This is a genomic window from Sulfitobacter sp. 1A15258 (assembly GCF_043557045.1).
GTDB classification, from domain to species: Bacteria; Pseudomonadota; Alphaproteobacteria; order Rhodobacterales; family Rhodobacteraceae; genus Sulfitobacter; species Sulfitobacter faviae.
Genome location: NZ_JBIFFK010000009.1, coordinates 17,285 through 41,985, shown reverse-complemented (window position 1 = coordinate 41,985; position 24,701 = coordinate 17,285). Strand labels below are relative to the sequence as shown.

Below are 24,701 nucleotides of genomic sequence, written 5' to 3'. Positions count from 1 at the left end.
GGAACATGAGCGAAGCGAAATCAAGGCGTTACGCGTCGGATCTCATGGCGGGTCAAGTTGCCCTGGTCACGGGGTCCGGATCTGGAATGGGCCGGGCGACGGCGATCGAAATGGCCGCTTGCGGGGCAAGGCTTGCGCTGTTCGCGCGCCGCGAAGAGCCGCTGGAAGAGACCGCCGAAATGATCCGGGCGGCGGGGGGCGAGGCCTTTGTCGTGCCCGGAGACACCCGCGACGAAGACAGTATCGAAGCTGCGATGGGGCGGATCAAGGACCACTATGGGCAGTTGGATGTTTTGGTGAACAATGCCGGCGGCCAGTATATCGCGGCCGCCCGCGATATCACCAACAAGGGCTTCGAAGCCGTGATCCGCAACAACCTGATCGGATCTTGGCAGATGACCCGGGCAGCGGCGGATCACTTCATGTACGACAATGGTGGATCGGTTGTGTTTGTCACCGCCATCTCTGCGCGCACCGCGCTTACCGGCTTTACACACACCGTCGCCGCCCGCGCCGGTGTGACGGGCATGATGAAAACGCTGGCCGCCGAATGGGGCGAGTACGGCATCCGGCTGAACTGTGTCGCGCCGGGCACGATCAAGACCGATGCGCTTGGCCGCTATCCGATTCCGCCGGAACAGTGGAAAAAGCTGAACCGCTCGGTGCTAAACCGGATGGGGGCGGCCGAGGACATCGCAGGCACGATCATTTTCCTGGCCTCGAAACTTGGCGGTTTCATCACCGGAGAAGACATTTATGTAGACGGCGGTGAAACCTTGCATATGGGTCATGACGCGCGGGACATGATCAACCCCGCGATGTTCGAGAAACGCGAACGGGGAGATGGCAAGAATGAATAAACAGCCCGTCCTTCTGGAGATTTCCGACAGGATCGCTACGGTTACGCTGAACGACCCCGAGCGGCGCAACCCGGTCACCGGCAACGACATGATCGCTGCCCTTCTGGAGACCTTCGCCAAGGTGCAGGCCGATCCTCAGGTCAGCGTGATGATCCTGACCGGGGCCGACCCGGCCTTTTGTGCAGGCGGGGACATCAAGGAGATGAACGATCCCGACAGCGTGTTCCGCAAGGAGCCGCTGGCGGCGGCGCAGAGTTATGTTGATGGGGTGCAGCGGCTGCCGCTTGCGCTCTACAACATGGATATTCCGACGATCGCCGCAGTCAACGGCCCGGCGGTGGGCGCGGGGTGCGACCTGACCATGATGTGCGACATGCGCATCGCGTCAGAAAAAGCAAGGTTCGGCGAGGTGTTTCTGAATCTCGGAATCATTCCGGGCGATGCGGGCAGCTGGTTCCTGTTGCGTCGTCTGGGCCACCAGAAGGCCGCCGATCTGACCTTCTCGGGGCGCATGGTCGAGGCCAAGGAAGCGCTGGAGCTTGGTATGGTGCTTGAACTTGTGCCTCATGAAAAATTGATGGAACGGGCCCGTGAACGGGCCGCTGTCATCGCCGCGAAACCGCCGCGCGCGGTGCGGGTCGCCAAGCGTCTGATGCGCAATGCCGAACGGATGGACCTGCCGGATTTCCTGAATTCCGCGGCGGCCTATCAGGCGCTCATGCATCAGACCGAAGACCACCACGAGGCGGTTGCTGCGTTCGTCGAAAAACGAAAACCCAATTTCACGGGGCGTTAAAGGAAAGATCGCATGTCAGACATCACCCAAAAGAAGATGGAGCAAATCGCGCAGATGTGGAATGCGCGCGGCAAGGGTCTGATAACGCATATGGCGCTTGAGATCGAAGAGGTCTCGACGGAAGGTGTTCGGGTTCGGATGCCGTTCAATCCGGACTTTTGCGTCGATGCGGAACAATCGCTGCTCCACGGTGGTATCCTGACGGCACTTCTGGACAGTGTCTTTGGACTGGCGAACTTTGTTGCCATCGAAGGCGTCAGTACCATGGCCACTCTTGACCTCAGAGTTGATTACCTGCGCCCGGCCCGTTCGCGCGCGGATGTCATCGTTCAAGCGCATTGTTTTCGCAAGACCCGCCACATCGCCTTCAATTCCGGCAGCGTCTGGTTCGCGGGCCATGAGGATGCTGAAATAGCTAGGGGAACCGCCTCGTTTGCATTGACGCGCGGCGAAACCAGCCTGTTTGACGCAATGACAAAAGGAAAAACCTCGTGATGGACGTGCAAACTGTCAATGCCAATGTATCCCGGGTGCCGTTCTTCCGATTTCTCAACTTTGAGGTCAGAAGTCTAGACAGTCTCCATGCTGAGGCGGAAATGACCTTTGATGACCGCCATATCGGTAACCCGATCATGGAGTACTACCATGGCGGCATAATCGCGAGTTTTATGGAGGCCACTGCCGCCATCGCGGTACAGCCCGATTTCGCCGACGTTCCGGCCAAGCCGATCAACCTGACCGTCGATTACCTCAGACCCGGTGTGAAGGGACCGCTTTTTGCGCGCGCTAACGTCACGCGCAAAGGCAAGCGGATGGCAAGCGTCAGCGTGCTCAGCTGGCAGACGGATCGGGAAAAGGCGGTTGCCGAAGGGCTGTATCACTTCCTTCTGGTCTGACCGGGGCAACCGCTTTCAGGGCTACCTTGTCCTGTGGACGGGGTCGCTTCCCGGTTACAAATGCCTTCCAATAGCAGATTGATGAGCATGCTGGAGAATTCAGGCAGTGATAGATATCCTTCCACTCCTGCCTTGTTCGGGTCGAACCATTCCACCGTCCAGTTTAAGGCACCCAACATCACTTGGCGCAAGGGGACGATCTTGATATCCGACCGTATGGCACCGTCGTCCTGAGCTTCACGGAGTATCCGATCCCAGAGTTTTCCATACTCATGGCGAATACCCCTGTGCCTCTCCCTGAAATGATTGGGGAGCATTCCATAGCTTCTGATATTCGCCGAGGTGAATTCACTTGCCTTGAAGAGGAAATCCAGGTGCGCCCAGATTGCAGTCGCTATCTTGGCGTGATGATCGTACGGGGCATCGAATTTCCGAACGGCGGCTTCGACACCTGATAGCAAGTCCCTCAGTCCGGCGTTTAGAACTTCGTCAACGATCGCTTCTTTGGAGTTGAAATGGTAATAGACGCTGCCCGCTTTCATGTCCGCTTCTTCCGCGATCTTTCTCAGCGTGGTCGCCTTGTAGCCATTGTCCCTCAGAACGCGCGCTGCGGCCTTTAGAATTTCTGCACGGGTCTTAGCCGCCTTGCTGTCGGGATCCGGGGTTTTGGCGGTAGTGGCGGGGCACAGCTTCAAGCCTTCGGTATCCGCCTTGCGATGTGGACACATTCCGTCAAGTATCAGCTTACTCATTCGTTCCGCGAGTATGCGCACCGGATACGAGTCGACATCGTACCATTCTACGGTCCAGTTCATGGCACTCAGGATGAACTGGCGGATCACAGCAGTGGATATGTCGCTTCGAAGGTGGTCGGCGCGTTTGGCGTCATTCAGGAATTTGCCCCAGGCACCCGCATATGATGCACGCAATTCGCGATGCGGGGCGCGTGTTTCGTCCGACAACATCGGATAGTTCCGAATATTGGCTGACGTAAAGTCGCTGTCGGTCAATAGGTAGGCAAGGTGTGTTTCAATCAGCAGTCCGAAAGTCTTGCGAAAATCCTCCGAACTTGTCGGTGCCGACCGAACGATTTCACTGACCGCCTGATATAGTTGACGGACGCCAAGATCGAGAACTTCGCTCAGAATCTGGTCCTTGGATTGAAAATGATAATAAATGCTGCCGGCCTCAATGCCAGCTTCCTGCGCGATGTCGCGCATAGTCGTTGCGTGATAGCCTTCATACCGAAAAAGTCGCGCAGCCGCCGAAAGGATACCCTCACGTGTCCTCTCAGACTTGCTCAAGTCTTCGCTCAGTGTCCTGGGGGGGTCAGTCTTGTGTACCATTTCATTTCGATACTTGCGGGACACGAGACTGTCCATTGCATTAAATCTAACAAATGTTAGAATAATCCAAGGAACGTTCCGAATCAAGTTCTTGACAAAGGTTTATCGGAAGAGGAGGACCTCCATGCGAGGGTTGAGTGGAAAACGGGTCATTGTGACCGGCGGTGGAAGCGGCATTGGCCGCGCAGTTTGCGAACGGTTCGGCGAAGAGGGCGCCGAAGTTGCCGTTTTCGATCTGAACAAGGATGGGGCGGAGGAAACTGTCCGACTGATCACCGAGGCTGGCGGGAAGGCGCAGGCCTTCAAGGTAGATATCACCGACCGTAGTCAAGTCGACACGGCGGTGGCCGAGTTCGAATCCGGCGGCCCGATTGATGTGCTGGTGAACAACGCCGGCTGGGACGTCAGCAGAATGTTTCTCGACACCGATGCCGATCTTTGGAAAAAGGTTATCGACATCAATCTTTACGGCCCGCTCAACATGCATCACGCGGTGCTTCCGGGCATGGTCAAGAGCGGCGGCGGTCGCGTGGTTAACATCGCCTCTGACGCTGGTCGTGTCGGGTCATCCGGCGAGGCGGTTTATTCAGCCTGCAAGGGCGGCATCATTTCGTTCACGAAGACCGTGGCGCGCGAGCTGGCGCGCAAAGGTATACAATTGAATGCGGTCGCCCCGGGACCGACCGACACACCTCTGTTCGCTCAATTTGCCGAGGGCGAGGCAGGTCAAAAGATCGCCGAAGGTCTCAAGCGGGCGATTCCGATGAAGCGCCTGGCGCAGCCGACGGATTACCCTGGCATCATCTGCTTCCTGTCGTCGGACGACGCAGGGTTCATTACCGGCCAGGTGATTTCGGTTTCGGGCGGCTTGTCCATGCACGGTTGAAGCCATGACAGCAGCGCCGGACACCAGGCGTTGCTGCCAAACCGTGCCAAAAGAGTTACCTCCCCGACTGGCCGCGCCTTTTGTGCGGCCCTTTTTCATTCTAGAAAGGTTGCGAATGTTTCAGCCAGGCTCTGACATCCAGCGGACAAGCACTCTGACCGCATTTCTGACGGGCTGCGGCATTGACAGTTACGAGGAACTCGTCCGCCGTTCGAATGAAGACCCAGACTGGTTCTGGGGCCGGATCATTGACCATGCCGGGATACGGTTCGCGCGGCCCTACAGCCGGTTGCGAGATATCTCCGAAGGGCCCGAATCGATCCGGTGGGCCGTCGGGAGTACTTTGAATCTGACGGAAACCTGTCTTGACGCCCGAATTGTCGATGGCTTGGGCGACAAGGTCGCAATCGACTGGGTCGGCGAAGACGGAAGCCGCCGCCGCTGGACCTATTCCGACCTTACCGCCGAAGCCTCCCGCGTTGCCTCGGCCCTTGCCACGCGCGGTGTAAGGCCCGGTCAGGCGGTGGGCATCTATATGCCGATGATCCCCGAAATCGAGGCCGCGCTTCTGGGGATTGCCCGGCTGGGCGCGGTTGCGGTGCCGCTGTTTTCCGGTTTTGCGCCTCATGCCATCGTATCGCGCCTGAACGACGCGGATGCCGTGGCGGTGCTGACAGCGGATGCCACACCCCGGCGAGGCAAGCCGGTCTGGATGGAGGCGAGCCTCGCCCAGGCTTTGACCGACGTGCCATCGGTTCATACCGTGATCAGCCTGCGACGGTTCGGCGGTGCGGTAGCCGATCCCGCCCGCGATCTGGACTGGAGCGAAACCGTGGGCCGCGCCAGTCCGGAGCTTGCCGCCGTTCCGGTCAAGGCCGAAGCCACCTTTCTGATCGCCTATACGTCAGGCACCACCGGACGGCCCAAGGGCGTCGTGCATACCCATCTGGGCGTGCAGGCCAAGGCCACGGCCGATTTCCTGCTTTGCCTCGACATGAAACGGGATGACCGGCACCTCTGGATGACCGACATGGGGTGGGTCATGGGACCGCTTACCCTTTTGTCGGTGCTCTTGTCCGGTTCGACTCTGGTGCTGGCCGAGGGCGCACCATCAATGCCCGGCGATCCCTTCAGGCTGTTGCGTCTTGCGTCCGAGATGGAGGTCACGCATCTCGGCGTGGCCCCGACCCTGGTACGGCAGTTCATGACGCAGGATACTGAATCTTTGTCGGGCTACGACTTGTCGTCCCTGCGCATCGTCGCCTCGACCGGCGAGCCCTGGACCGAGGATGCCTGGCTCTGGCAGCTCGATCATATCTGTCGCCGCCGCGCCGTGCCGCTGAACATCTCGGGCGGGACCGAGCTTTTTGGCGCGATCCTGACCTCGACCGTGCTGCACGAGCTCAAGCCCGGCGGATTTTCGGCCCAGGCCCTGGGTGTCGGGGCCAAGGTTCTGCGCCAGGACGGCAGCGAAGCCGCACCGGGCGAGGTCGGCGAACTGGTCGTGACCCAGCCGCCTCTGGGTCTGACCCCGGCCATCTGGGGGGACCGCGATCGCTACCTTGAAACCTACTGGTCCACCTTCCCCGGCCTCTGGCGGCACGGCGACTGGGTGCGCTGCGATCCGGACGGGACATGGTATATCCTGGGCCGGTCGGACGACACGCTGAACATCGCCGGCAAACGCATCGGCCCGCCCGAGATCGAGGCGGCCCTGACCGAAACCGGAGAGGTGGTGGACGCCGCTGCCATCGCGGCACCTGATGACATCAAGGGCGTGGCCGTCGTCTGCGTCTGCGTGGCGGCCCCAAATGTGTCGCCGGACGCGGAGCTCGTGAACCGGCTCAAGGATCGTGTCGGAGAGATCGTCTCGAAGCCCTTCCGCCCGCGCGAGATCCACTTTGTCGAAGCGCTGCCCAAGACCCGCAGCATGAAAACCATGCGCCGTGTCGTGCGTGCCGCCTTTCTCGGTGAAGATCCGGGCGATCTGTCGTCGATCAGCAACCCGGAAACCATTCAGCCCATCGCAGACCTGCAAAAGGAAAAGTCATGATCACTGTTTTCGGAGCCACGGGCACGACTGGCGCGCCCCTCGTCGATACGCTTCTGGCAAAAGGCGCGTCCGTGCGCGCTGTCACCAGCGCCCCCTCCAAGTTAGATGCGCTAAGGGCCAAAGGATGCGAGGCGGTCGCAGCGGATTTCACGGACCCTGCCGCGCTGGCGCGGGCCTGTGACGGGGCAGAAAAGATATACCTGGTCACGCCTGCCCATCTGAACATGCGCCAGTGGAAGGCGAACGTGATCGAGGCGGCCAAGGCCGCGGGCGTGCGCCATATCGTTGTGGCCACGGGGCTTGGCGCGTCGCCCAAGGCGGGGCTGACCTTTGGAAAGTGGCATTCCGAAACCCAGGAGCTGCTGAAGCAAAGCGGCCTTGACTGGACCTTTGTCCAGCCGACCTATTTCATGCAGAACCTGCTGTGGCAGGCCGGCAACATTGCAAAGGACGCCGTGTACTATGACGATCTGGGCGGCCCCGTGGCCTGGATCGACGCCCGCGACATCGCGGATGTCGCCGCCGAGGCGCTGACCGCTCCGGGTTACGAAGGCAAGGCTCTTGGCCTGACCGGGCCCGAAGCTCTTGCAGGGGATGACATCGCGGCCCTTCTGTCCGGGGTGACGGGACGAACAGTGTCGTGCGTGTCCCTGTCGGCCGAAAATGCCAAGGCGGGCATGGTGGCTGGCGGAATGCAGGACGAGGTCGCCAGAGCCATGGTCGAATTGGCTTCCATCGCGCCCAAGGGCTACCTTGCCGGCATCGAGACCACGGTCAGTGATGTGATGGGACGCCCGGCGCGCCGATTTGCCGATTTCGTCGCCGAGAACCGGGATGCTTTCGTCAAGTAACCTGATGGAGCCGCCGCGTTATCTCGAACTGGCTCCGCCTGAGGAAGCGGCCAAACAGATCGACCATTTGTTCGTGTTCCGCGATACCGGTGTGCTGAGCGGTGGTGGACACGGGCGGTTCGCAACCGACCTCTTTACCCTTTCGGTAACGCGCGACGACAGCGGCGGCGGGCGCGTATCGCTGGCAGAACCGCGCCCCTATTTTTCGCCCCGCCCAAGGCCATTCCTGGGTGTCGTGGCCGGGCTGCGACTGTCGTCACGACCGCAGCGATTTCCCGACTCCAAAGGGCTGGACATGCTGGCCTCAGAACTGGCCCGGGTTCAGAACGGGGACGATGACCTGCCTGCGCTCATCGCGGTGCTTGACGGCCTTGCGAGAGACCTGCGCTTTGCCGCACCAACCGGAGCTTACAGCGACCGGACCAAACGTCGAAAGGTGCGGGCGGAAACCGGCGTGTCGCGGCGGCGGCTTGCGACCTTGCGACGCTTTCGCCGGGCTCTCGGGCAGCTTGCGTCAAAGACCCTGCTGCTGAGCGATCTGGCGCTGGACGCCGGATACTACGATCAATCTCACTTGTCCGCCGCTTGCCGGATCTTCGCCGGCAAACCGCCCGGCGCGTTGCGCGCTCTGTCTATTCCGCGTCGTTTTGACCTTTCGCTACAAGATACGCGCCTCAAAGACCGCCTAAGATTGGTCATTGACGAATGAAATCGAAGAGGAAGACCCGCCATGACACAATTCAAACCGAAAAACCCCGACTATGACGCACGCGTGCGCAACAGTTTCGATCGCCAGAAGGTGATGAACACGTTGGGGATCAGCATTGCCGAGTTGTTACCCGGCCGCATCGTTCTGGAAATGGCACATCAGGTTGCACTGACCCAGCAGCATGGGTTTTTGCATGCCGGAATCCTGTCGACAGCGCTGGACAGCGCCTGCGGATACGCGGCCTTTTCGCTGATGCCAGCGGACGCGGCAGTGTTGACGGCCGAATTCAAGATCAACCTACTCAACCCGGCGGACGGCGAACGGTTTCGCTTCGTCGCTGACGTGGTGAAACCAGGCAGGACGCTGACCATATGCGAGGCGCGTGCCTATGCCGTGAAGAGCCAGGATGAAAAGCTCGTCGCAACGATGACCGGAACGCTCATGGCGCTGATCGGGCGGGCGGGGGTCGCGGACTGAGCGCAACCCGGCCGCAGCACATCCGATCCGGGCGGCCGGGCCGATTATTCAGACAGCTGGATCAGCTGTTCCAGCGGCTCGCGACCTCGGCCAACCGTTTCCCGTAGGCGCGCGCGGTATCCAGATCGCCGCCAGCAGGTTCAGACCTGCCAAGCGGTAATGTTAGCCTTTAGCAGTGCGGTCGCCGATTGTCCCTCGTCAGGGTTTTTCGGAGAGCTGAGACTGTATCGTAACGGAGGATCTGGTTCAGTTTCTGTTCAAGTTTATGCGGCAGCGGCCTGATGCTGCAACCGTAATTGGAACGGATGGACGCCCACGGTGCCGATGGGCTGCCGTCACGCCGGAGTTTCCAGTCAGGGCGGAGCTGGCGCACCATTCCGGCCAAGCGCGAGAACTTTCGTGCTGCCTTCGCCGGGTTCGACTTTCGGGGAGTTGCGAACTTTGACGACAACGATATTAAGCGCCTACTTGCCGATGAAGGAATTGTTCGCTATCGAGGCAAGATCGAAGCCGTGATCAACAACGCTCGCCGTACTTTCGAGGTCGTCCAAGAGGAAGGCTCCTTCGCCGCATTCATCTGGCTATATGAACCTGCCAAGGACGACGCACTGCCACAAATGCGGTCCAAATCACCAGCGTCCGAGACCCTGTCCAAAGACCTACGAAAGCTTGGCTTCAAATTCGTGGGGCCGGCCACCGTATATGCATTCATGCAGGCCATGGGATTTATCAACGATCACGCAGAGGTCTGTTGGATGCGAAAGGACGTCGAAACAGCCCGAAACACCCTTCGCACACCGACATAGGCAACTGTCGGCCAATTAACGTGAAAAAAATTCAGGGCCACTTAGCGTGGAAAGTCACAGACAGGTTTCGCGTCAGTCGACCTAGACTTCAGAGCTTTGAGAGTAGCGAGGCCAATTGAGCGGCGTCTTTGGGTTTCAGCTTTGCGCCGATCCTTTCCGACAGAACCCGTTCATAGATCGGCCACATCGCCCTCCTGACAGATTTACCCTTTTCAGAGATAGAAATGTTTTGACCTCGCCCATCTTCCAAGCAGTCCTGTCGGTTCACCAGCCCTGCTTTCACCATACGGTTCAGCAGCCGCGAGGTACCGTATTGGGGTAACAAAATCCGGTCTTTGAGTTCGAATGGCCGGAGTCCGTCCGGGCCAGCCTTCTCGAGTTCGAGAAGCGCGTCATACCATGCAATTGGCGGGTATCCTGCCGATTTCAGAGACGTTTCGACAGCCTCAAGCAAAACGCGGCTTTTAGTCATGAGGGCTGTCCAGGCGGCCTCAGTAGCATGGTCAATCTCGTTCATATCCAGCACCTATCATGTACATGTAAGTGCATCAACCTTGACATCGCATGTGACGCGCTATATATAGATGCAACTGCATCGACATATGGGATCATATCATGTCACAATCGCACCTCACAGAATTTGGGATATTCCTGCTCCGTATAGCACTCGGGATCATGTTCCTGGCGCACAGCCTGTTTCTCAAGCTCTTCATTTTCACACTTCCCGGAACGGCGCAGTTCTTCATTTCGATCGGGCTGCCCGGCTGGTTTGCTTATATGGTCTTTGCAGTCGAGGCGATTGCCGGTGCCCTTTTGGTCCTCGGCGTACAGGCTCGGTGGGTCGCGTCGGCGACCGTGCCCATCCTGGCCGGTGCGACCTGGGCTCACTCCGGAAACGGCTGGATGTTCGGATACGAGAACGGCGGGTGGGAATACCCGGCCTATCTGACGCTGCTTGCCATCGTGCAAGGGCTTCTGGGCGACGGCCGTTTCGCCCTCAGCCCTTCCTTCGCGCCCGGTAACGTGCAGATGGCGGGAGAGACAACATGAGCCTCCACCTCATTAGCCATGCGCTCTGCCCATATGTGCAGCGCGCGGCGATCTCGCTCACTGAGAAAGGTGTCACGTTCGAGAGAACTGACATCGATCTTTCGAACAAGCCCGACTGGTTTCTTGCCATATCTCCGCTGGGCAAGACGCCTGTCCTGGTTGTGGACGGGACGCCGATTTTCGAATCTGCGGTTATCCTCGAATATCTTGAGGATACACAACCCCACGCGCTTCATCCGCACGACGCTCTCGATCGCGCCCGCCACCGTGCCTGGATTGAATTTGGATCTGCTGTCTTGAACGACATTGCGGGGTTCTACTCGGCGCCGAACGAGAAAGCGTTGGAAGAAAAAGTGGCGGCGCTCCGCGCAAAGTTCCTTCGGCTGGACGCGGAGCTTGGGGAGGGACCATGGTTCGATGGCCACCGGTTCAGCCTCGTCGATGTCGTATTCGGCCCGGTCTTCCGCTATTTCGACGTTTTTGACACCATCGGAGAGTTTGGCGTCTTCACAGGGCTTGCCCGTGTAAGGGCCTGGCGACATGAACTGGAGCGTCGGGTTTCTGTGAAGAATGCCGTCAGTGAAGATTACCCGACCCTTCTGCGTGACTTCATCAGACGGCGCAATTCTTACCTGTCCCAGATCATGCAGACAGGAGGGCCGAAGAAGACAGTTACACAGGTGCGATCGGCTGACCGCTGATCACTTGATATCGTTTTGTCGGGCCGCAGTACAGAACCGGACGTTTGAGGTCGCTTGGCGAATGTCCGCTTTGTCCCGCACATCGGATAGTCGCCGACTTTCCCTTGAAGGCCCGCAGCAGCCCCAACCGGCAATTGCCGGCAGTCCATGCCCGTCGGTGCGATGCGCCGGGTTACTGCTGCCCCCACAGCGCAACCGGGAACAAACCACCGATCGCACTGATGAATGGCTCAGGGATCTACGAATCCTCCTGAGCTCAAACACCCGGAAAACCCTAGCCGTGTAGTCCGACAGAGGGCTGCGCTTCAATCGCGGGTCAATCTATCCCAGATGGTGGATCACTTTCAGGGGGTTACTCCAAAGGGCGGGGATAAGAAGCTCGTGGCAACGAGGATAAGAACGCTTTTATCGCTATTGGGGCGAACTGGCGTGGCTGGCTGACGATCGGGTCAGAGCGAAAATTAATCTGCGAGCCGGGCTTCGAGGATATGCCGCTGGATCTTGCCGCTGGTCGATCTGGGAAAATCCTCGAACGCGATGAAGCGAATTTCGCGTGGTCGCTTATAGCCAGCGAGGCTTTCGCGGCACAAGTTCAGCAGCGCCTCGGCATCCGGCCCGTCATCGTCACAGGCGACAAAGGCCACCGGGCTTTCCCCCCATTTCGCGTCGAAGGCCTTACCACGGCGGCATCGATCACATCGGGATGAGAAAGAAGCACACGTTCGATTTCCGCCGGATAGACGTTTTCACCTCCGGTCTTGATCAGGTATTTCGCCCGATCCACAAAGTCGACGGTGCCGTCCGCATTGCGCCGGAACAGATCGCCCATGTGGAAAAAGCCGTTGCGAAAGTCACGGGCATTGGTGTCGTCGGCGTTCCAGTACCCGGAAAACAGCGTCGGACCCCGAAGCGCCATTTCGCCCGGCGTTCCATCGGGGACTTCGCGGTCGTCGGGATCGACCAGCCGCACCTCGCAAAAGGCGCTGATGCGCTTGGACAGCCGGTCCGGGGTCACACCCGGCGCGATCAGATCGGCGGTTCCCGGCGGCAGGCCGGTTTCGGTCGCCCCGAAGGAATTCAGATAGGGCGTGTCCAGAAGACCGGTCAGTTCCGCGATCTGATGCGGCGGCACCAGATCAGCCATTGCGCCGCAAACCTTGATCCCCTTCAGCGGCAAAGGGTTGGCGTGCCGTTCGTTAATAAAAGCCTCCAGTGCCCCGGGCATCATCACGAACCAGCCGATCCTGTGGCGTGACAGCGCCTCGTTGATGACGGCGGGCTGCAGCCCGTCCACCATCACCACGGTCCCGCCCCGCAGGATCGTTGCCAGCGCATGATCGGTGGAGGCCATGTGGAACATCGGCGCCCAGGCGATGAACCCGTCGCCGGGATCCAGCGCCAGCTGGGCCGCAAAAACCATGGATCGGGCGATATGCGCGCGGTGGCTGATATGCGCCCCCTTGGGCAGGCCCGTGGTCCCCGAGGTATAGAGGATCGTCAGACCGGCCTCGGGGTCGTCAACCATGGTTCCGGTGCGCGGGTCCGGCTCGACCCCGGCAATGGCCGTTTCCAGGTCTGGCCCGACGGTTAGACAGGGTGTCGACGCGACGGCGCGGTAAGCTTCTGAAAGTTCCGGTTCGACAACCGCGAGAACCGGCTCGACCAGATCGATGCAGTGCCGCAGTTCATCGGGGGCAAGCCGCCAGTTCAGACAGGCGACGATCGCGCCGATTCCCGCTGCTGCAAGTTCGACCTCCAGGTATTCTGAGCGGTTATGCGACAGGATCGCGATCCTGTCTCCGGGCGCCACGCCTCGTGCCAGAAATACAGCCGCCAGACGATCGACCCGCTCCAGCAGTTCTGCATAGGTCAGTTTTCTGCTGCCGTCCTCGATGGCGAGGGCGCGGGCGCAGTCATGTGCGCGGGTTCGAAAGATCGAATACAGATCAGCGCGCCCCGCGCGGATGACGTCGGTCAGCATAGTTTCCCCCTTGCCCGAGCCTCGGTTCAGAGATCCTGCGCCAGGCGCACGCCCTCATCAATGGCGCGCAGCGCATCCAGTTCGGCGGCCTCCTTTGCCCCGCCGATCATCGTAACCGGGACGCCGCGCGCTACAACCTCTTTGGCCAGGGCCCGTTCCGGTTCCTGACCGGTGCACAGCACAATTGTATCGGCTGCGATGACCGTCGGGTTTCCGTCCGCGACGATGTGCAGCCCCGCATCGTCGATATGTTCATAGGTCACCCCGCCCATTGCCTCGACCCCATGTTTGCGCAGCGCGTTGCGCAGGATCCACCCTGTCGAAACACCAAGCCCCGCGCCCGGTTTAGCGGTCTTGCGCTGCAGCATGACGACCTTGCGGCGCGACGGCTTCGGTGCCAGAGGGTCGCCCGCCAGGGCACCCGAGGAGACAAACTCGGGGTCCACTCCCCAGGTTTCGCAAAAGACGTCGGAATTCGCGGTCTCGGCGGGTTTGGTCACTAGGAACTCGGCCACATCATGACCGATGCCCCCCGCCCCCATCACCACGACACGGTCGCCCGCCTCGCGGTCACCGGACAGAATTTCGGCGTAGGTCGCGACGCTGGGATGGTCGATACCCGGCAGGTCGGGAATGCGCGGCGTGACCCCGGTGGCGATGACCACATGGTCAAATCCCTCAAGATCGCTCGCCTCTGCCCGCTGTCCCAGACGCTGCGTGACCCCGTGTTTCTGCATCTGACCGGCATAATACCGCAGGGTTTCGTCGAATTCGTCCTTGCCTGGTGCGGCGCGGGCCAGATTCAGCTGACCGCCCAATTTGTCCTGCGCTTCGAACAGGGTGACATCGTGGCCCAGCCGTGCCGCCTCGGCGGCTGTGGCCATGCCCGCGGCACCACCGCCAACGACGGCCACTTTCTTTGGCGTGTCGGTTGGCGTATCCCGGAATTCCGTTTCACGCCCGGCCCTTGGATTGACCAGACATCCGACCGGCCGGTCCGAAAAAATGAAATCCAGGCAGGCCTGGTTGCAGGCAATGCAGGTGTTGATCTCGTCTGCGCGGCCCTCGCGCGTCTTTTTCACGAAATGCGGATCGGCCAGAAACGGGCGCGCCATCGAGATCATGTCCGCATCGCCAGAGGCAAGTATGTCTTCTGCAAGCTGGGGTGTGTTGATCCGGTTCGAGGCGACTACCGGGATCGACACCGCCGCTTTGACGTTGGCTGCCGCCTTGCGCCAGGCACCGCGCGGCACCGGGTAGGCGATCGTCGGCACGCGGGCCTCATGCCAGCCGATGCCGGTGTTCAGGATATCCGCACCCGCAGCCTCGATCTTGCGGGCCAGTGCGGCAATTTCTTCGGCGGGCGCGCCGCCCTCGACCAGATCGGCCGCCGAAATCCGGTAGATGACCAGAAAGTCGGGGCCGCAACGTTCGCGCACCGCGCGCACGATCTCGACCGGGAATCGGTGGCGGTTCGCGGCGCTGCCGCCCCAGTCGTCTTGGCGCTTGTTGGTGTGGGTGACGGTGAATTCGTTGATCAGGTATCCCTCGGACCCCATGATCTCGACGCCATCAAAGCCTGCGGCCAGCGCATTGGCGGCCGCTACGGCAAAATCCTCGATGGTACGGAGAATGTCGGCTTCGGTCATTTCACGCGGGATGAAACGGTTGATCGGGGCGCGGATCGGCGACGGGGCCACACACCCTTCGATCTTGGCATAGCGCCCGGCGTGGAGGAGTTGCGCGCAGACCAGGCTGCCTTCGGCCTGCACCGCCTCGCAGATCGGGCGCAGGTCAAGCGCTTCTTCCGGGTCATCGATTCTCGGACCTTCTGGATCGAATATGCCCTCGGCATTGGGCGAAAACCCGCCGGTGACCAGAATCGCCGCCTCCCCCCGCGCACGCTCGGCGTAAAACGCGATCTGTTTGGCTATGCCGTCAGGCTCGGTTTCCAACCGCGTGTGCATCGACCCCATGATGACACGATTTCGCAATGTATGCTGGCCTGCGCGGATGGGCGAGAGCATGGTTTCAAAGCTTCCATCTGGTCTATTTTTCACTTTGGTTCTCCTCCTCAAAACTGCACTTGATCTACATTCTAACATTTGTTAGATTTTTGGAAAGAAGATTTTCGCTCATGGGGAGGAGCACCGATGCAATTCCAGCCTACAGACGATCAGAAGGCGTTTCGCGAGACCGCAAAGCGCTTCGCAACTGAAAGGCTTGCGCCCACATATCAAGAACGCGCCAGCGGCCATACATTCGACCGTGCGCTGATCAAGGAGATGGGCGCACTGGGGCTGATCGGGGCCGATCTGCCCGAGGAATTCGGGGGTCTCGGCGAAAGCTCTGTCACGTCAGGGCTGATCGTCGAAGAGATCGCCTATGCCGATTTCAACGCAAGTTACGTGCAGCTTCTGGGCTCTCTCATGGGCGGAATGGTTGCCAAACATGCCTCCAAGGACATCGCGTCGGAATGGGTGCCCAAGGTTGTTTCGGGTGATGCGGTCATTGGCCTGGGCCTGACAGAGCCGCGCGGCGGTTCGGATGCGGCGAACCTGATTCTGAGGGCCGAGAAATCCGGCAACGGCTGGCGGCTGAACGGTGAAAAGACATCCATGAGTTTTGCCAGTCAGGCGGATGCGGCGGTCGTCTTTGCCCGTACCGGCGATCCTGATGGCGGCTCACGCGGGGTCAGCGCCTTTTTCGTCGATCTGAACCAGGAAGGCATCAAGCGCACCCATTTTGACGACATCGGCACCAAGCCTGTCGGGCGCGGCTCGGTTTTCTTTGACGATGTTTTCGTGCCGGCTGAAAACATGATGGCGGAACAGGACCATGCCTTTGGCACGATCATGGCGGGCTTCGACTATTCCCGCGCACTGATCGGGCTGGAGTGCCTGGGGGCCGCGCAAGCGTCGGTGGATGAAACCTGGGCCTACGTTCAGGAGCGCGAGGCATTCGGAGCCCCGATCGTGCAGTATCAGGGTGTCAGCTTTCCCTTGGCCGAGGCCGAGACCCAACTGACCATGATGCGCCAGCTTTGCTATTACACGTTGGACCTGCGCGACCGTGGCCTGCCCCACACCTCTCAGGCCGCCATGTGCAAATGGTACCTGCCCAAAACCGCCTGCGAGATCCTGCACCAGTGCCTGATCCTGCACGGACATTACGGCTACACCACCGACCTGCCCCACCACCAGCGCTATAACGATGTGCTCGGCTTGCAGATCGGTGACGGCACCGCGCAGATCCAGAAGCTGGTGATCGCCCGCGAGAAGGTCGGTCGCATGGCGCTGCAGTATGACAAGAAGGCGAAGGGAGCCTCGAAATGAGCGACCCCATCCTCGTCACTTCCGAGGGCAACACCGGCATCATCGAACTGGCCCGCCCCGAGAAATTCAATTGCCTGTCACTTGAGGTGCATGAGCGTATTTCTGTCGCGCGTGCGGAATTCGAGGCGAACCCCGCTATTCGGGCGATCCTCATCCGGGCGCAGGGCAAGCACTTTTGCACCGGTGCCGATCTGGTGGAAGTGAAAGGTAAATTGAACGATCCCGCCGCGCTGGACCATTTCATCGCCTTTGGCATGAACAACCTGCGTGCGCTCGAAACCTCCTCCCTCCCTGTCGTGGTGGCAGTGCAGGGGTTGTGTCTGGCCGGCGGGATCGAACTGATGCTGGCATGCGATGTGTGTTTCGCGGCCGAAAGCGCCCAGTTTGGCGATCAGCACGCGCAATTCGGGCTGATTCCCGGTTGGGGTGGCTCGCAGCGGTTGACACGGTTGATGGGGCAGCGCAGGGCGCTCGACCTGATGTTCTCGGCCCGCTGGCTCAAGTCGGACGAGGCCAAAGAGGCCGGATTGGTCAACTACATCGTGCCGGATGCGGACCTGCACAAGTCTGCGCTGGAATACTGCGAGAAAATCGCCACCCGTTCACGTCCCGGCATCGCCGAGATGAAGCGGTTGGCGCGCGAAGGCGCGGACCTTGGTATCGACCAGCAGATGCGGCTTGAGCGCGATGCCGCCGTGCGCGCACTGCCCAGCGATGACGTGGCCGAGGGCCTCGATGCATTCGAGAACCGGCGCGCCCCCGAATTCAAGGCTTGAGGACGAAGCATGGATTTCATTTTGAACGACGAACAACGCCAGATTTACGACTATGGCGGCCAGCTGGCGCAGAAGTTCGACAACGATTACTGGCTGAGACACGCACGCAAGCACGAGTTTCCGCACGAAATGTTCCGCCAGATCGCCGATGACGGCTTCCTCGGCATCATGGTGCCCGAGGAATATGGCGGCGCGGGCCTTGGTATGACCGAAATGGCCCTGTTCATGGAGGGCACCGCCAATCACGGCATTCCTCTTTTGATGATGGTGGTCGGGCCGACCATGTCGCTGGCCCATATCGCCAGCCACGGGAGCGAGTTCCACAAGAAAGAACTGCTGCCGGCTGCCTGCCGCGGTGATATCCAGTTCTGTTTCGCGATCACCGAACCGGGGGCCGGGTCTAACACGATGAAGGCCACTACGCTGGCCAAGCGTCGAGGCAACCGGTTCAGCCTGTCGGGCGAAAAGACCTTCATCACCGGGGCCGAAGTGGCCGACTACTGCCTCGTGGTGGCGCGGACCAAACCGCATACCGAGGTCAGCCGCAAGACCGACGGCTTTACCCTGTTCGCCGTGGATCTGAAGAAAAAAGGCGTCGACAAGCAGCGGGTGAAGATCTCGATCCCCCTGCCCGAGGAGCAGTGGACACTGTTCTTCGACGATGTGGATCTCGGCCCCGAGGATGTGGTCGGCGAGGTGGACGAAGGGTTCTCGATCCTGTTCGACAGCCTCAACCCCGAGCGTATCATCCTGGCCGCCTTGTGCTGCGGCATCGGCCGGTTCGCCCTGAACAAGGGCGTGGCCTATGCCTCCGAGCGCAATGTGTTCGGCCAACCCATCGGTGCGCACCAGGGCGTGCAGCATCCGATGGCCAAGGCGCACACAGCGGTCGAGATGGCCAGTCTGATGACCCGGCGCGCGGCATGGGAGTTCGACAACAAGCTGCCTGCCGGTGCGTCGTCGAACATGGCGAAATATGCCGCCGCCGAAGCCGGGATCGAAGCGGTCGACGCGGCGCTTCAGGCGCATGGTGGATCGGGCTTTACCGAAGATACGGGACTTTACGAAATGTACCCGCTGGTCCGCCTGCTGCGCACAGCGCCGGTGAACCGCGAACTGTGCCTGAGCTTTATCGGCGAAAAGGTCATGGGCCTGCCACGATCCTATTGATCGCCACGGCTTGGAACGGAGAACGACATGCAATTTGGAATGCGCTTCCGGCGGGAGGATGCCGCCGACAAGGTAAATGATCGCTTCTGGCACGCGATCGAGGGCACGCCGCTCGACGAGGTGCGCCGTATTCAGGAAGAGCGGCTGCGTGACCAGATGGCCTATCTCAAGTCGAATTCGACCTTCTATCAGGAAAAGTTCGCCGACGCCGGTGTCGATTTCGACGAGATTCGCAGCATCGAAGACCTGCAGAAGCTGCCTTACACCTACAAGACCGAGATCCGCGAAAGCCTTGCTGCGGAACCGCCCTTCGGCAAGCACCGCGCGGCACCAATGTCGGACATCATCCAGATGCAGGCCTCGTCGGGCACCACCGGCAGCCCCTCGTATGTGGCCCTGACCGAATCCGACGCCGAAATGTGGCACGAGATGACGGCGCGCTGCTTCTTCGCCAACGGGGTGCGACCGGGCGATATGGTGTTGCACGCGTTTTCGCTGGCCAAGGGCTTTGTCGGCGGCATCCCGGTGATGCAGGGATTGCAGTACATGGGCACGATCGATGTGCCGGTGGGGGCGGATGGCGGTGCAGAACGTCTGCTGCGCGCCTGCGCAGACACGCGGCCGCGTTGCGTGGTCGGCGCTCCGAACTTTGTTCTGCACCTGGCCGAAAAGGCTCCCGAGGTGCTGGGATGCAAGGCCAGCGAACTGGGTATCGAGCGCGTGATCGTCGGCGGCGAACCCGGCGGCGGCATTCCCGCAATTCGGGCAAAGATCGAAAAGGCCTGGGGTGCGAAATGCACCGAGATGCTGGGCGGCACCGATCTGGGCGTGACATACTGGGCCGAGTGCGACGCCCAGTCGGGTATGCACATGGTCAACATGGACTATATCATCACCGAATTGCTCGACCCCGAAAGCGGCGAAATCATCCCCTGGGAAAAAGGTGCCGAGGGCGAGATGGTCTATACCGCGCTCGGCCGCCAGGCGAGCCCGCTCGTGCGGTTCCGGTCAGGCGATTATATCGAAGTGATCGATACCGAATGCTCCTGCGGCCGCACCGGGCCGAAGATCCGCTGTACCGGCCGGACCGACGACATGCTGATCGTCCGGGGGGCCAATGTCTTCCCGTCGGCGATCAACAGCGTCATTACCGAAATGGTGCCGGACACCAATGGCGTCATGCGCATCGTGGCCGATTTCGAGGGCCACACCACGCAGGGCGCGCTGACGGTGATTGTCGAACGCGGCCCCAATCGCGATCCGGCCGATGACGTCACCCTCAAAAAGAAAATCGAGCAGCGCCTGCGCGAATCCTTGGTCTTCAAGGCCGACGTTCACCTGGTTGCGGCCGACACTTTCGAAAAACCTGGCGCCGCCAAGGTCGCCTTCGTTCTCAGGAAATATCCAGACCTGCCATGACTAGAATGAAATCCCTTCTCGACACCGCGTCGGACGACTTCCGCGCCAACGACGTGTCTTACCGCGAAAAGGTCGATGAACTACATGCCCTCCGGCTCTTACAGCGCGTCGGCGGCCCCGAAATGGCGCGCAAACGTCATGTGGACAAAGGCAAAATCCTGCCGCGCGAACGGATCGAACGACTGATCGACCCGGGCACACCATTTCTGGAACTCGGCGAGTTGGCCGGACTGAATATGCACAAGGGAGTTCCACCCGGCGCCGGCATCATCACCGGTATTGGCGTGATCGAAGGCCGTCAGTGCATGATCATCGCCAATGATGCCACCGTAAAGGGCGGCACCTATTTCGGGATCACCTGCCGCAAACACGTCCGGGCACAGAAAATTGCCTGGAAAAACCGCCTGCCCGTCATCACCCTCGTGGACTCCGGCGGTGCCTTCCTGCCCGACCAGGCCAACCTTTTCCCCGACGAAGGCCAGTTCGGCTCCATCTTTCATCAACAGATCGGCATGTCTGGCGATGGTGTGCCGCAAATCGCCGTGGTCATGGGGCCCTGCACCGCGGGTGGTGCCTATATCCCCGCGCTCTGTGACGAAGTGGTGATCGTGCGCGGTCAGGGCTTTATGTATCTAGGCGGACCGGAATTGACCTTTGCCGCAACCGGCGAAAAGGTCGAAGCCGAAGAACTGGGTGGCGGCAAGATGCATTCGTCCGTCTCCGGTGTGACAGACCATTTGGCCGAAGATGACGCCCACGCTCTGGCCATCACGCGCGAAATTGTCAGCCATCTTGGCGAAAAACCCCAACCCCGCAAGACGCCCGAAACGCCCCGTGCGCCCGCCTACCCGGTCGAAGAGATTTATGGACTCATCAGCCGCGACCCCAAGGTGCCGACCGACAACCGCGAAATCGTGGCTCGGTTGGTCGATGAGAGCGATTTTCACGAATTCAAACCGCTTTATGGCGACACGATCATGACCGGCTGGGGCCGCATCCACGGCCACGAGGTCGGTATTCTCGCAAATACAGGCGTGCTTTTCGTCGAAGCCGCACTGAAGGCCACGCATTTCATCAATCTCTGCGTCCAGCGTGATATTCCGCTGCTGTTCCTGGCCGATGTGAACGGCTTCATGGTGGGCCGCGAGGTCGAGCAGATGGGCATTGCCAAGGCTGGCGCCAAGATGATCACGGCCATGTCTTCGGCCCGGGTGCCGAAATTCACCATTATCACCGGCGGCTCCTATGGGGCGGGATACCTGGCCATGCTGGGCCGCCCGTTCCAGCCGGACGCAATGTTTGCCTGGCCGACGGGACGGTCGGCGATCATGGGGCCGGAACAGGCCGCCAGCGTGCTGGCTCAGGTCCGCGCGCAGATCAACGAACGCGAAGGCAAAAGCTGGACCCCCGAGGAGGAGGAAGCCTTCAAGGCACCGATCCGCAAGGAATACGAAGATTTTCAGGGAGCCTATAATTTTGCTTCCAACCTTTGGATCGACAGCGTGATCGAGCCCTGTGAGACCCGTGATGTCATGGCGCTGATGCTGGATGTGACATCGCGCAGACCCAAGGTCGATACCAAATTCGGCGTGTTCAGGATGTGAGGAGCGAACCGTGAAAATCAAGACGCTTCTGATCGCCAACCGCGGCGAAATTGCCTGCCGGATCGCGCGCACTGCGCGGGCCAGCGGTATCATTCCCGTCGGCGTGCATTCGCAGGCCGACGCCAATGCCCTGCATGTCCGCGAGATTGGCAAATCTGTCTGTATCGGCGCCGGACCTGCATCCGAGAGCTATCTGAAAATCGACGCGGTGATTGCCGCTGCGCAATCAGTGGGCGCGGATGCGATCCATCCCGGTTATGGCTTTCTGGCCGAAAACCCCGATTTTGCTCGTTCGGTCGAAGCCGCCGGCATGATCTTCATGGGGCCGACGCCTGAAACGCTTGAACGTTTCGGCGACAAGGCCAGCGCCAAAGAGGCCGCCGTGGCGGCCAGCGTCCCGGTGATTTCGGGCGCCGAAGGTGCGCGGTCCGATCCCGAGCAGATTGCCGAGGAGGTGCGCCAAATGGGCCTGCCGGTGCTGCTCAAGGCGGTCGGCGGCGGTGGTGGGCGCGGACAACGGCTCGTCACTGACGAAACCACGCTGGTCGAGGACATCGAAGGCGCGCTGCGCGAAGCAAAATCCACCTTCGGCTCCGAAGGGCTGCTGTTGGAGCGTTTCCTGCCCGAGGCGCGCCATGTTGAAGTGCAGATCGCAGGTGACGGCAAAGGCCATGTGGTGCATCTGTTCGAACGCGATTGCACGCTTCAGCGCCGCCACCAGAAGGTCATCGAGGAAGCCCCGGCCTGGGGTCTGCCCCGAACGCTTCTGGACGACATCGCACGCGACGCGGTGCGCTTGGGCGAAACGCTGGACTATCGCGGGCTGGGCACGGTCGAATTTCTGGTCGCGGGTGGCGAGTATTTCTTCCTTGAGGTGAACCCGCGCATTCAGGTGGAACATCCCGTCACCGAAGCGATCACCGGGCTGGACCTTGTCGCGCTTCACCTGCGGATTGCCGAAGGCGCGGGCCTTGGACTGGTGCAGGACGATCTGACGATCAACGGCCACGCGGTCGAGGCGCGGCTTTACGCCGAAGATCCGGCGATGCAATTCGCCCCGTCGACGGGCACGCTCTCCACGCTCAGCCTGCCATCGGGCCTGCGCATCGACAGCGGCGTCGAAGAAGGCGATGCCGTCACGCCCTACTACGACCCGATGATCGCCAAGCTGATCGTGCACGCGCCCGACCGGGAAACCGCATTGGCACGTCTGGCCACGGCGCTTGATCATGTCGCGGTCGAAGGTGTCGAGACCAATCGCGCCTTTCTAACGGCGCTGGCGCGAAACCATGAATTCGAACGGATGCAGGTGCATACCCGCTGGATCGACGGCAGGCTGGATGAGCTGACACAGGCACCCGGCCTGACCCGCCCCGATCTGTGGAAGGCGACCGCTGCCATTCTCTTCGTGACCCAGTCGCGCAGCGACACAAACGCCAATCCCTGGACCAACCGTGATGCCTTTACCGGCTGGCGGCTTGGACTGGGCGGCGATGCGATTGAAGCGGGGCAGCGCGTGACGCTTACCGATTCTGACGAGGTATCCGAAGAACTGCGCGTCAGTCCTGTCAAACCGGGTGCCAAGTACACCATCCATTCGGAGAAAGGCGAGGCGCTGATACTGTCGGCACGTGAACTGACCCCGGGCCGTTGGCGTGTCGGCGAAGGCGACACCGTCCATCTGATCGACGCGCGCCTGCACGCGGGCGTGATCGAACTGGATACGCCCGAAGGCCGCCTGGTATTTCGGCCCGCCGCGCCCCTTGCCTTTGCCGGCGACAATGCCGCGGCGGATCGCGCCGTGACCTCTCCGCTGACCGGCATGATTGTCGAAATCAAGGTCTCCGATGGTCAGAGCGTGGCCGAAGGCGACGTGGTCGCGGTCATGGAATCCATGAAACTCGAAATCTCGATCCGGGCGGCCGCGGCCGGGATCGCCAGCAATATATCCGTCTCGAATGGGGACATGGTCGATCGCGGCCAGGTCATCGCCGAGATCCTGCCATCCGAGGAGTGATGAAATGAGCGACTTTCCCAAATTCGTAGAATTTCGTGAAGAAGGCCCGCGTGAGGGTTTTCAGATCGAAAAGAAGATTTACCCGATCGAAGAGCGGATCGAACTGATCGACATGCTCAGCGAAACCGGCTTGAAACGCATTCAGGTCGGCAGCTTTGTCAGCCCGAAATACGTTCCTCAGATGGCGGACACCGGCGAGTTGTTCCAGCGTATCAAGCGCAAACCGGGCGTGAACTACACATCGCTGTGGCTGAACGACAAAGGGTTTCGCAAGGCCCTGACCGCGCATGAGGTCGATATCGACCCGCGTCTGCTGTTCTATCCTTCCGAAGCATTCGCCCAATCGAACAACAATTGTTCCTCGGCCGAGATGCGGGAAAAACAACGTGACTGGGTCCGTCTTTACAAGGAAGAGGGATATACCGTCGACGCGGCCTATGTGATGACCGCCTTCGGCTGCAACCTCGAGGGCCCCATCCCCCAAGAACGCATCTTGGACGATTTCCGCTTTATCCTTCAGCTATGCGAAGAAGAGAACATCCCCGTGCCGATCCTCGTGGTCGCCGACACCATGGGTTGGGGAAACCCCGAGGCGGTCAAACGGATGATCGGCGCCCTGCGCGAATTGGCGCCCGAGGCGCGCATCGGTATGCACATCCATGACACACGTGGGCTGGGGATCGCCAACGTTTATGCGGCCCTGTCGATGGGCGTGGACATGTTCGAAAGCTCCGTCGCCGGTCTTGGCGGCTGTCCTTTCGCGGGCCACGGCCACGCGCGCGCCGCAGGAAATGTCTGCACCGAGGATTCAGTGTTCCTGTGTCACGAGCTCGGCATCGAAACCGGCATTGATCTGGACAAGCTGATCGCAGCGGCGGTCAAAGCAGAAGAGATCATCGGTGTGCCGCTCATGGGCCGGGTCATGCACACCGGCGGGTTGGACAAATACCGCAAGTCACGCTGAGGGA

At 60.6% G+C, this 24,701-nt stretch carries 24 protein-coding genes; 19 read left to right on the top strand and 5 right to left on the bottom strand.

The window, feature by feature from the left end; all coding sequences use genetic code 11:
* Window positions 1–5: 5 nt before the first annotated feature.
* Genes ACGYK9_RS16380 through ACGYK9_RS16365 form a run of 4 tightly spaced genes read left to right on the top strand, consistent with a single transcriptional unit; the run spans window position 6 to window position 2,552 of the window.
* A complete protein-coding gene (locus tag ACGYK9_RS16380; protein WP_057796873.1) occupies window positions 6–860 on the top strand; it encodes an SDR family NAD(P)-dependent oxidoreductase in 855 nt (284 codons plus the stop codon).
* Window positions 853–1,656: an enoyl-CoA hydratase-related protein gene (locus tag ACGYK9_RS16375; RefSeq protein ID WP_152467137.1), complete on the top strand. Its 804-nt coding sequence runs from the start codon at window positions 853–855 to the stop codon at window positions 1,654–1,656. Before ACGYK9_RS16380 ends, ACGYK9_RS16375 begins: the two co-directional genes overlap by 8 nt.
* Window positions 1,657–1,668: 12 nt before the next feature.
* A complete protein-coding gene (locus ACGYK9_RS16370; protein ID WP_027264417.1) occupies window positions 1,669–2,151 on the top strand; it encodes a PaaI family thioesterase in 483 nt (160 codons plus the stop codon).
* The gene (locus tag ACGYK9_RS16365; RefSeq protein ID WP_028093915.1) at window positions 2,151–2,552 is read left to right on the top strand and encodes a PaaI family thioesterase; all 402 of its coding nucleotides are present in this window, start codon (window positions 2,151–2,153) and stop codon (window positions 2,550–2,552) included. Before ACGYK9_RS16370 ends, ACGYK9_RS16365 begins: the two co-directional genes overlap by 1 nt.
* On the opposite strand, the gene ACGYK9_RS16360 is transcribed toward ACGYK9_RS16365, so the two are convergent.
* Entirely contained in the window at window positions 2,534–3,898 is a 1,365-nt protein-coding gene (locus ACGYK9_RS16360) for a TetR/AcrR family transcriptional regulator (RefSeq protein WP_136340203.1), read from the bottom strand. The two genes, ACGYK9_RS16365 and ACGYK9_RS16360, sit on opposite strands and share 19 nt — an antisense overlap.
* A gap of 124 nt (window positions 3,899–4,022) precedes the next feature.
* Here ACGYK9_RS16360 and ACGYK9_RS16355 point away from each other — a divergent pair, with 124 nt between their 5' ends.
* The 6 genes from ACGYK9_RS16355 to ACGYK9_RS16330 all read left to right on the top strand — a co-directional run bounded on the left by ACGYK9_RS16355 (window position 4,023) and on the right by ACGYK9_RS16330 (window position 9,680).
* Complete coding sequence (locus ACGYK9_RS16355) at window positions 4,023–4,784, top strand: glucose 1-dehydrogenase (RefSeq protein WP_152467136.1); 762 nt, start codon at window positions 4,023–4,025, stop codon at window positions 4,782–4,784.
* Between the two features lie 115 nt (window positions 4,785–4,899).
* A complete protein-coding gene (locus tag ACGYK9_RS16350) occupies window positions 4,900–6,837 on the top strand; it encodes an AMP-binding protein (RefSeq protein ID WP_197918524.1) in 1,938 nt (645 codons plus the stop codon).
* Entirely contained in the window at window positions 6,834–7,688 is an 855-nt protein-coding gene (locus tag ACGYK9_RS16345; protein WP_152467134.1) for an SDR family oxidoreductase, read from the top strand. The genes ACGYK9_RS16350 and ACGYK9_RS16345 overlap by 4 nt, the downstream gene beginning before the upstream one ends.
* Window positions 7,689–7,692: 4 nt before the next feature.
* Complete coding sequence (locus tag ACGYK9_RS16340; protein ID WP_234168045.1) at window positions 7,693–8,397, top strand: helix-turn-helix domain-containing protein; 705 nt, start codon at window positions 7,693–7,695, stop codon at window positions 8,395–8,397.
* Between the two features lie 21 nt (window positions 8,398–8,418).
* Window positions 8,419–8,874 carry a PaaI family thioesterase gene (locus tag ACGYK9_RS16335; protein WP_152467132.1) on the top strand — a complete coding sequence of 152 codons (456 nt, stop codon included), beginning with the start codon at window positions 8,419–8,421 and terminating at the stop codon, window positions 8,872–8,874.
* Between the two features lie 305 nt (window positions 8,875–9,179).
* On the top strand, window positions 9,180–9,680 hold the full coding sequence (locus ACGYK9_RS16330) for a DNA-3-methyladenine glycosylase I (protein ID WP_136340201.1): 501 nt from the start codon (window positions 9,180–9,182) through the stop codon (window positions 9,678–9,680).
* A gap of 88 nt (window positions 9,681–9,768) precedes the next feature.
* Here ACGYK9_RS16330 and ACGYK9_RS16325 read toward each other — a convergent pair whose 3' ends face one another.
* Complete coding sequence (locus ACGYK9_RS16325; RefSeq protein WP_232237122.1) at window positions 9,769–10,197, bottom strand: MarR family winged helix-turn-helix transcriptional regulator; 429 nt, start codon at window positions 10,195–10,197, stop codon at window positions 9,769–9,771.
* Between the two features lie 98 nt (window positions 10,198–10,295).
* Here ACGYK9_RS16325 and ACGYK9_RS16320 point away from each other — a divergent pair, with 98 nt between their 5' ends.
* Window positions 10,296–10,730, top strand: coding sequence for a DoxX family protein (locus tag ACGYK9_RS16320; RefSeq protein WP_036051600.1), 435 nt, complete (start codon window positions 10,296–10,298; stop codon window positions 10,728–10,730).
* Window positions 10,727–11,431 carry a glutathione S-transferase family protein gene (locus ACGYK9_RS16315; RefSeq protein ID WP_043753650.1) on the top strand — a complete coding sequence of 235 codons (705 nt, stop codon included), beginning with the start codon at window positions 10,727–10,729 and terminating at the stop codon, window positions 11,429–11,431. The genes ACGYK9_RS16320 and ACGYK9_RS16315 overlap by 4 nt, the downstream gene beginning before the upstream one ends.
* Window positions 11,432–11,892: 461 nt before the next feature.
* On the opposite strand, the gene ACGYK9_RS16310 is transcribed toward ACGYK9_RS16315, so the two are convergent.
* Genes ACGYK9_RS16310 through ACGYK9_RS16300 form a run of 3 tightly spaced genes read right to left on the bottom strand, consistent with a single transcriptional unit; the run spans window position 11,893 to window position 15,439 of the window.
* Entirely contained in the window at window positions 11,893–12,075 is a 183-nt protein-coding gene (locus tag ACGYK9_RS16310) for a hypothetical protein (RefSeq protein ID WP_394414083.1), read from the bottom strand.
* Window positions 12,024–13,412 carry a class I adenylate-forming enzyme family protein gene (locus tag ACGYK9_RS16305; protein WP_394414080.1) on the bottom strand — a complete coding sequence of 463 codons (1,389 nt, stop codon included), beginning with the start codon at window positions 13,410–13,412 and terminating at the stop codon, window positions 12,024–12,026. The genes ACGYK9_RS16310 and ACGYK9_RS16305 overlap by 52 nt, the downstream gene beginning before the upstream one ends.
* Window positions 13,413–13,438: 26 nt before the next feature.
* Window positions 13,439–15,439 carry an NADPH-dependent 2,4-dienoyl-CoA reductase gene (locus tag ACGYK9_RS16300; RefSeq protein WP_152467196.1) on the bottom strand — a complete coding sequence of 667 codons (2,001 nt, stop codon included), beginning with the start codon at window positions 15,437–15,439 and terminating at the stop codon, window positions 13,439–13,441.
* 126 nt (window positions 15,440–15,565) lie between these two features.
* Here ACGYK9_RS16300 and ACGYK9_RS16295 point away from each other — a divergent pair, with 126 nt between their 5' ends.
* Genes ACGYK9_RS16295 through ACGYK9_RS16265 form a run of 7 tightly spaced genes read left to right on the top strand, consistent with a single transcriptional unit; the run spans window position 15,566 to window position 24,697 of the window.
* On the top strand, window positions 15,566–16,747 hold the full coding sequence (locus tag ACGYK9_RS16295; protein WP_043753664.1) for an acyl-CoA dehydrogenase family protein: 1,182 nt from the start codon (window positions 15,566–15,568) through the stop codon (window positions 16,745–16,747).
* Window positions 16,744–17,523 carry an enoyl-CoA hydratase/isomerase family protein gene (locus tag ACGYK9_RS16290; protein WP_027264403.1) on the top strand — a complete coding sequence of 260 codons (780 nt, stop codon included), beginning with the start codon at window positions 16,744–16,746 and terminating at the stop codon, window positions 17,521–17,523. Before ACGYK9_RS16295 ends, ACGYK9_RS16290 begins: the two co-directional genes overlap by 4 nt.
* Window positions 17,524–17,532: 9 nt before the next feature.
* Window positions 17,533–18,693 carry an acyl-CoA dehydrogenase family protein gene (locus ACGYK9_RS16285; protein ID WP_027264402.1) on the top strand — a complete coding sequence of 387 codons (1,161 nt, stop codon included), beginning with the start codon at window positions 17,533–17,535 and terminating at the stop codon, window positions 18,691–18,693.
* Between the two features lie 27 nt (window positions 18,694–18,720).
* On the top strand, window positions 18,721–20,112 hold the full coding sequence (locus tag ACGYK9_RS16280; RefSeq protein WP_136340197.1) for a phenylacetate--CoA ligase family protein: 1,392 nt from the start codon (window positions 18,721–18,723) through the stop codon (window positions 20,110–20,112).
* Window positions 20,109–21,716, top strand: a complete 1,608-nt coding sequence (locus ACGYK9_RS16275) for an acyl-CoA carboxylase subunit beta (protein WP_152467130.1) — start codon at window positions 20,109–20,111, stop codon at window positions 21,714–21,716. The genes ACGYK9_RS16280 and ACGYK9_RS16275 overlap by 4 nt, the downstream gene beginning before the upstream one ends.
* Window positions 21,717–21,726: 10 nt before the next feature.
* Complete coding sequence (locus ACGYK9_RS16270) at window positions 21,727–23,733, top strand: biotin carboxylase N-terminal domain-containing protein (protein ID WP_152467129.1); 2,007 nt, start codon at window positions 21,727–21,729, stop codon at window positions 23,731–23,733.
* Window positions 23,734–23,737: 4 nt separating this feature from the next.
* Window positions 23,738–24,697, top strand: a complete 960-nt coding sequence (locus tag ACGYK9_RS16265) for a hydroxymethylglutaryl-CoA lyase (protein WP_152467128.1) — start codon at window positions 23,738–23,740, stop codon at window positions 24,695–24,697.
* The last annotated feature ends 4 nt before the right edge of the window (window positions 24,698–24,701 follow it).

What these genes read in the sequence shown, in the direction of transcription:
- ACGYK9_RS16380 (WP_057796873.1), top strand. Translation starts at nt 6, where the DNA reads ATGAGCGAAGCGAAATCAAGGCGTTACGCGTCGGATCTCATGGCGGGT.
- ACGYK9_RS16375 (WP_152467137.1), top strand. Translation starts at nt 853, where the DNA reads ATGAATAAACAGCCCGTCCTTCTGGAGATTTCCGACAGGATCGCTACG.
- ACGYK9_RS16370 (WP_027264417.1), top strand. Translation starts at nt 1,669, where the DNA reads ATGTCAGACATCACCCAAAAGAAGATGGAGCAAATCGCGCAGATGTGG.
- ACGYK9_RS16365 (WP_028093915.1), top strand. Translation starts at nt 2,151, where the DNA reads ATGGACGTGCAAACTGTCAATGCCAATGTATCCCGGGTGCCGTTCTTC.
- ACGYK9_RS16360 (WP_136340203.1), bottom strand. Translation starts at nt 3,898, where the DNA reads ATGGTACACAAGACTGACCCCCCCAGGACACTGAGCGAAGACTTGAGC.
- ACGYK9_RS16355 (WP_152467136.1), top strand. Translation starts at nt 4,023, where the DNA reads ATGCGAGGGTTGAGTGGAAAACGGGTCATTGTGACCGGCGGTGGAAGC.
- ACGYK9_RS16350 (WP_197918524.1), top strand. Translation starts at nt 4,900, where the DNA reads ATGTTTCAGCCAGGCTCTGACATCCAGCGGACAAGCACTCTGACCGCA.
- ACGYK9_RS16345 (WP_152467134.1), top strand. Translation starts at nt 6,834, where the DNA reads ATGATCACTGTTTTCGGAGCCACGGGCACGACTGGCGCGCCCCTCGTC.
- ACGYK9_RS16340 (WP_234168045.1), top strand. Translation starts at nt 7,693, where the DNA reads ATGGAGCCGCCGCGTTATCTCGAACTGGCTCCGCCTGAGGAAGCGGCC.
- ACGYK9_RS16335 (WP_152467132.1), top strand. Translation starts at nt 8,419, where the DNA reads ATGACACAATTCAAACCGAAAAACCCCGACTATGACGCACGCGTGCGC.
- ACGYK9_RS16330 (WP_136340201.1), top strand. Translation starts at nt 9,180, where the DNA reads ATGGACGCCCACGGTGCCGATGGGCTGCCGTCACGCCGGAGTTTCCAG.
- ACGYK9_RS16325 (WP_232237122.1), bottom strand. Translation starts at nt 10,197, where the DNA reads ATGAACGAGATTGACCATGCTACTGAGGCCGCCTGGACAGCCCTCATG.
- ACGYK9_RS16320 (WP_036051600.1), top strand. Translation starts at nt 10,296, where the DNA reads ATGTCACAATCGCACCTCACAGAATTTGGGATATTCCTGCTCCGTATA.
- ACGYK9_RS16315 (WP_043753650.1), top strand. Translation starts at nt 10,727, where the DNA reads ATGAGCCTCCACCTCATTAGCCATGCGCTCTGCCCATATGTGCAGCGC.
- ACGYK9_RS16305 (WP_394414080.1), bottom strand. Translation starts at nt 13,412, where the DNA reads ATGCTGACCGACGTCATCCGCGCGGGGCGCGCTGATCTGTATTCGATC.
- ACGYK9_RS16300 (WP_152467196.1), bottom strand. Translation starts at nt 15,439, where the DNA reads ATGCTCTCGCCCATCCGCGCAGGCCAGCATACATTGCGAAATCGTGTC.
- ACGYK9_RS16295 (WP_043753664.1), top strand. Translation starts at nt 15,566, where the DNA reads ATGCAATTCCAGCCTACAGACGATCAGAAGGCGTTTCGCGAGACCGCA.
- ACGYK9_RS16290 (WP_027264403.1), top strand. Translation starts at nt 16,744, where the DNA reads ATGAGCGACCCCATCCTCGTCACTTCCGAGGGCAACACCGGCATCATC.
- ACGYK9_RS16285 (WP_027264402.1), top strand. Translation starts at nt 17,533, where the DNA reads ATGGATTTCATTTTGAACGACGAACAACGCCAGATTTACGACTATGGC.
- ACGYK9_RS16280 (WP_136340197.1), top strand. Translation starts at nt 18,721, where the DNA reads ATGCAATTTGGAATGCGCTTCCGGCGGGAGGATGCCGCCGACAAGGTA.
- ACGYK9_RS16275 (WP_152467130.1), top strand. Translation starts at nt 20,109, where the DNA reads ATGACTAGAATGAAATCCCTTCTCGACACCGCGTCGGACGACTTCCGC.
- ACGYK9_RS16265 (WP_152467128.1), top strand. Translation starts at nt 23,738, where the DNA reads ATGAGCGACTTTCCCAAATTCGTAGAATTTCGTGAAGAAGGCCCGCGT.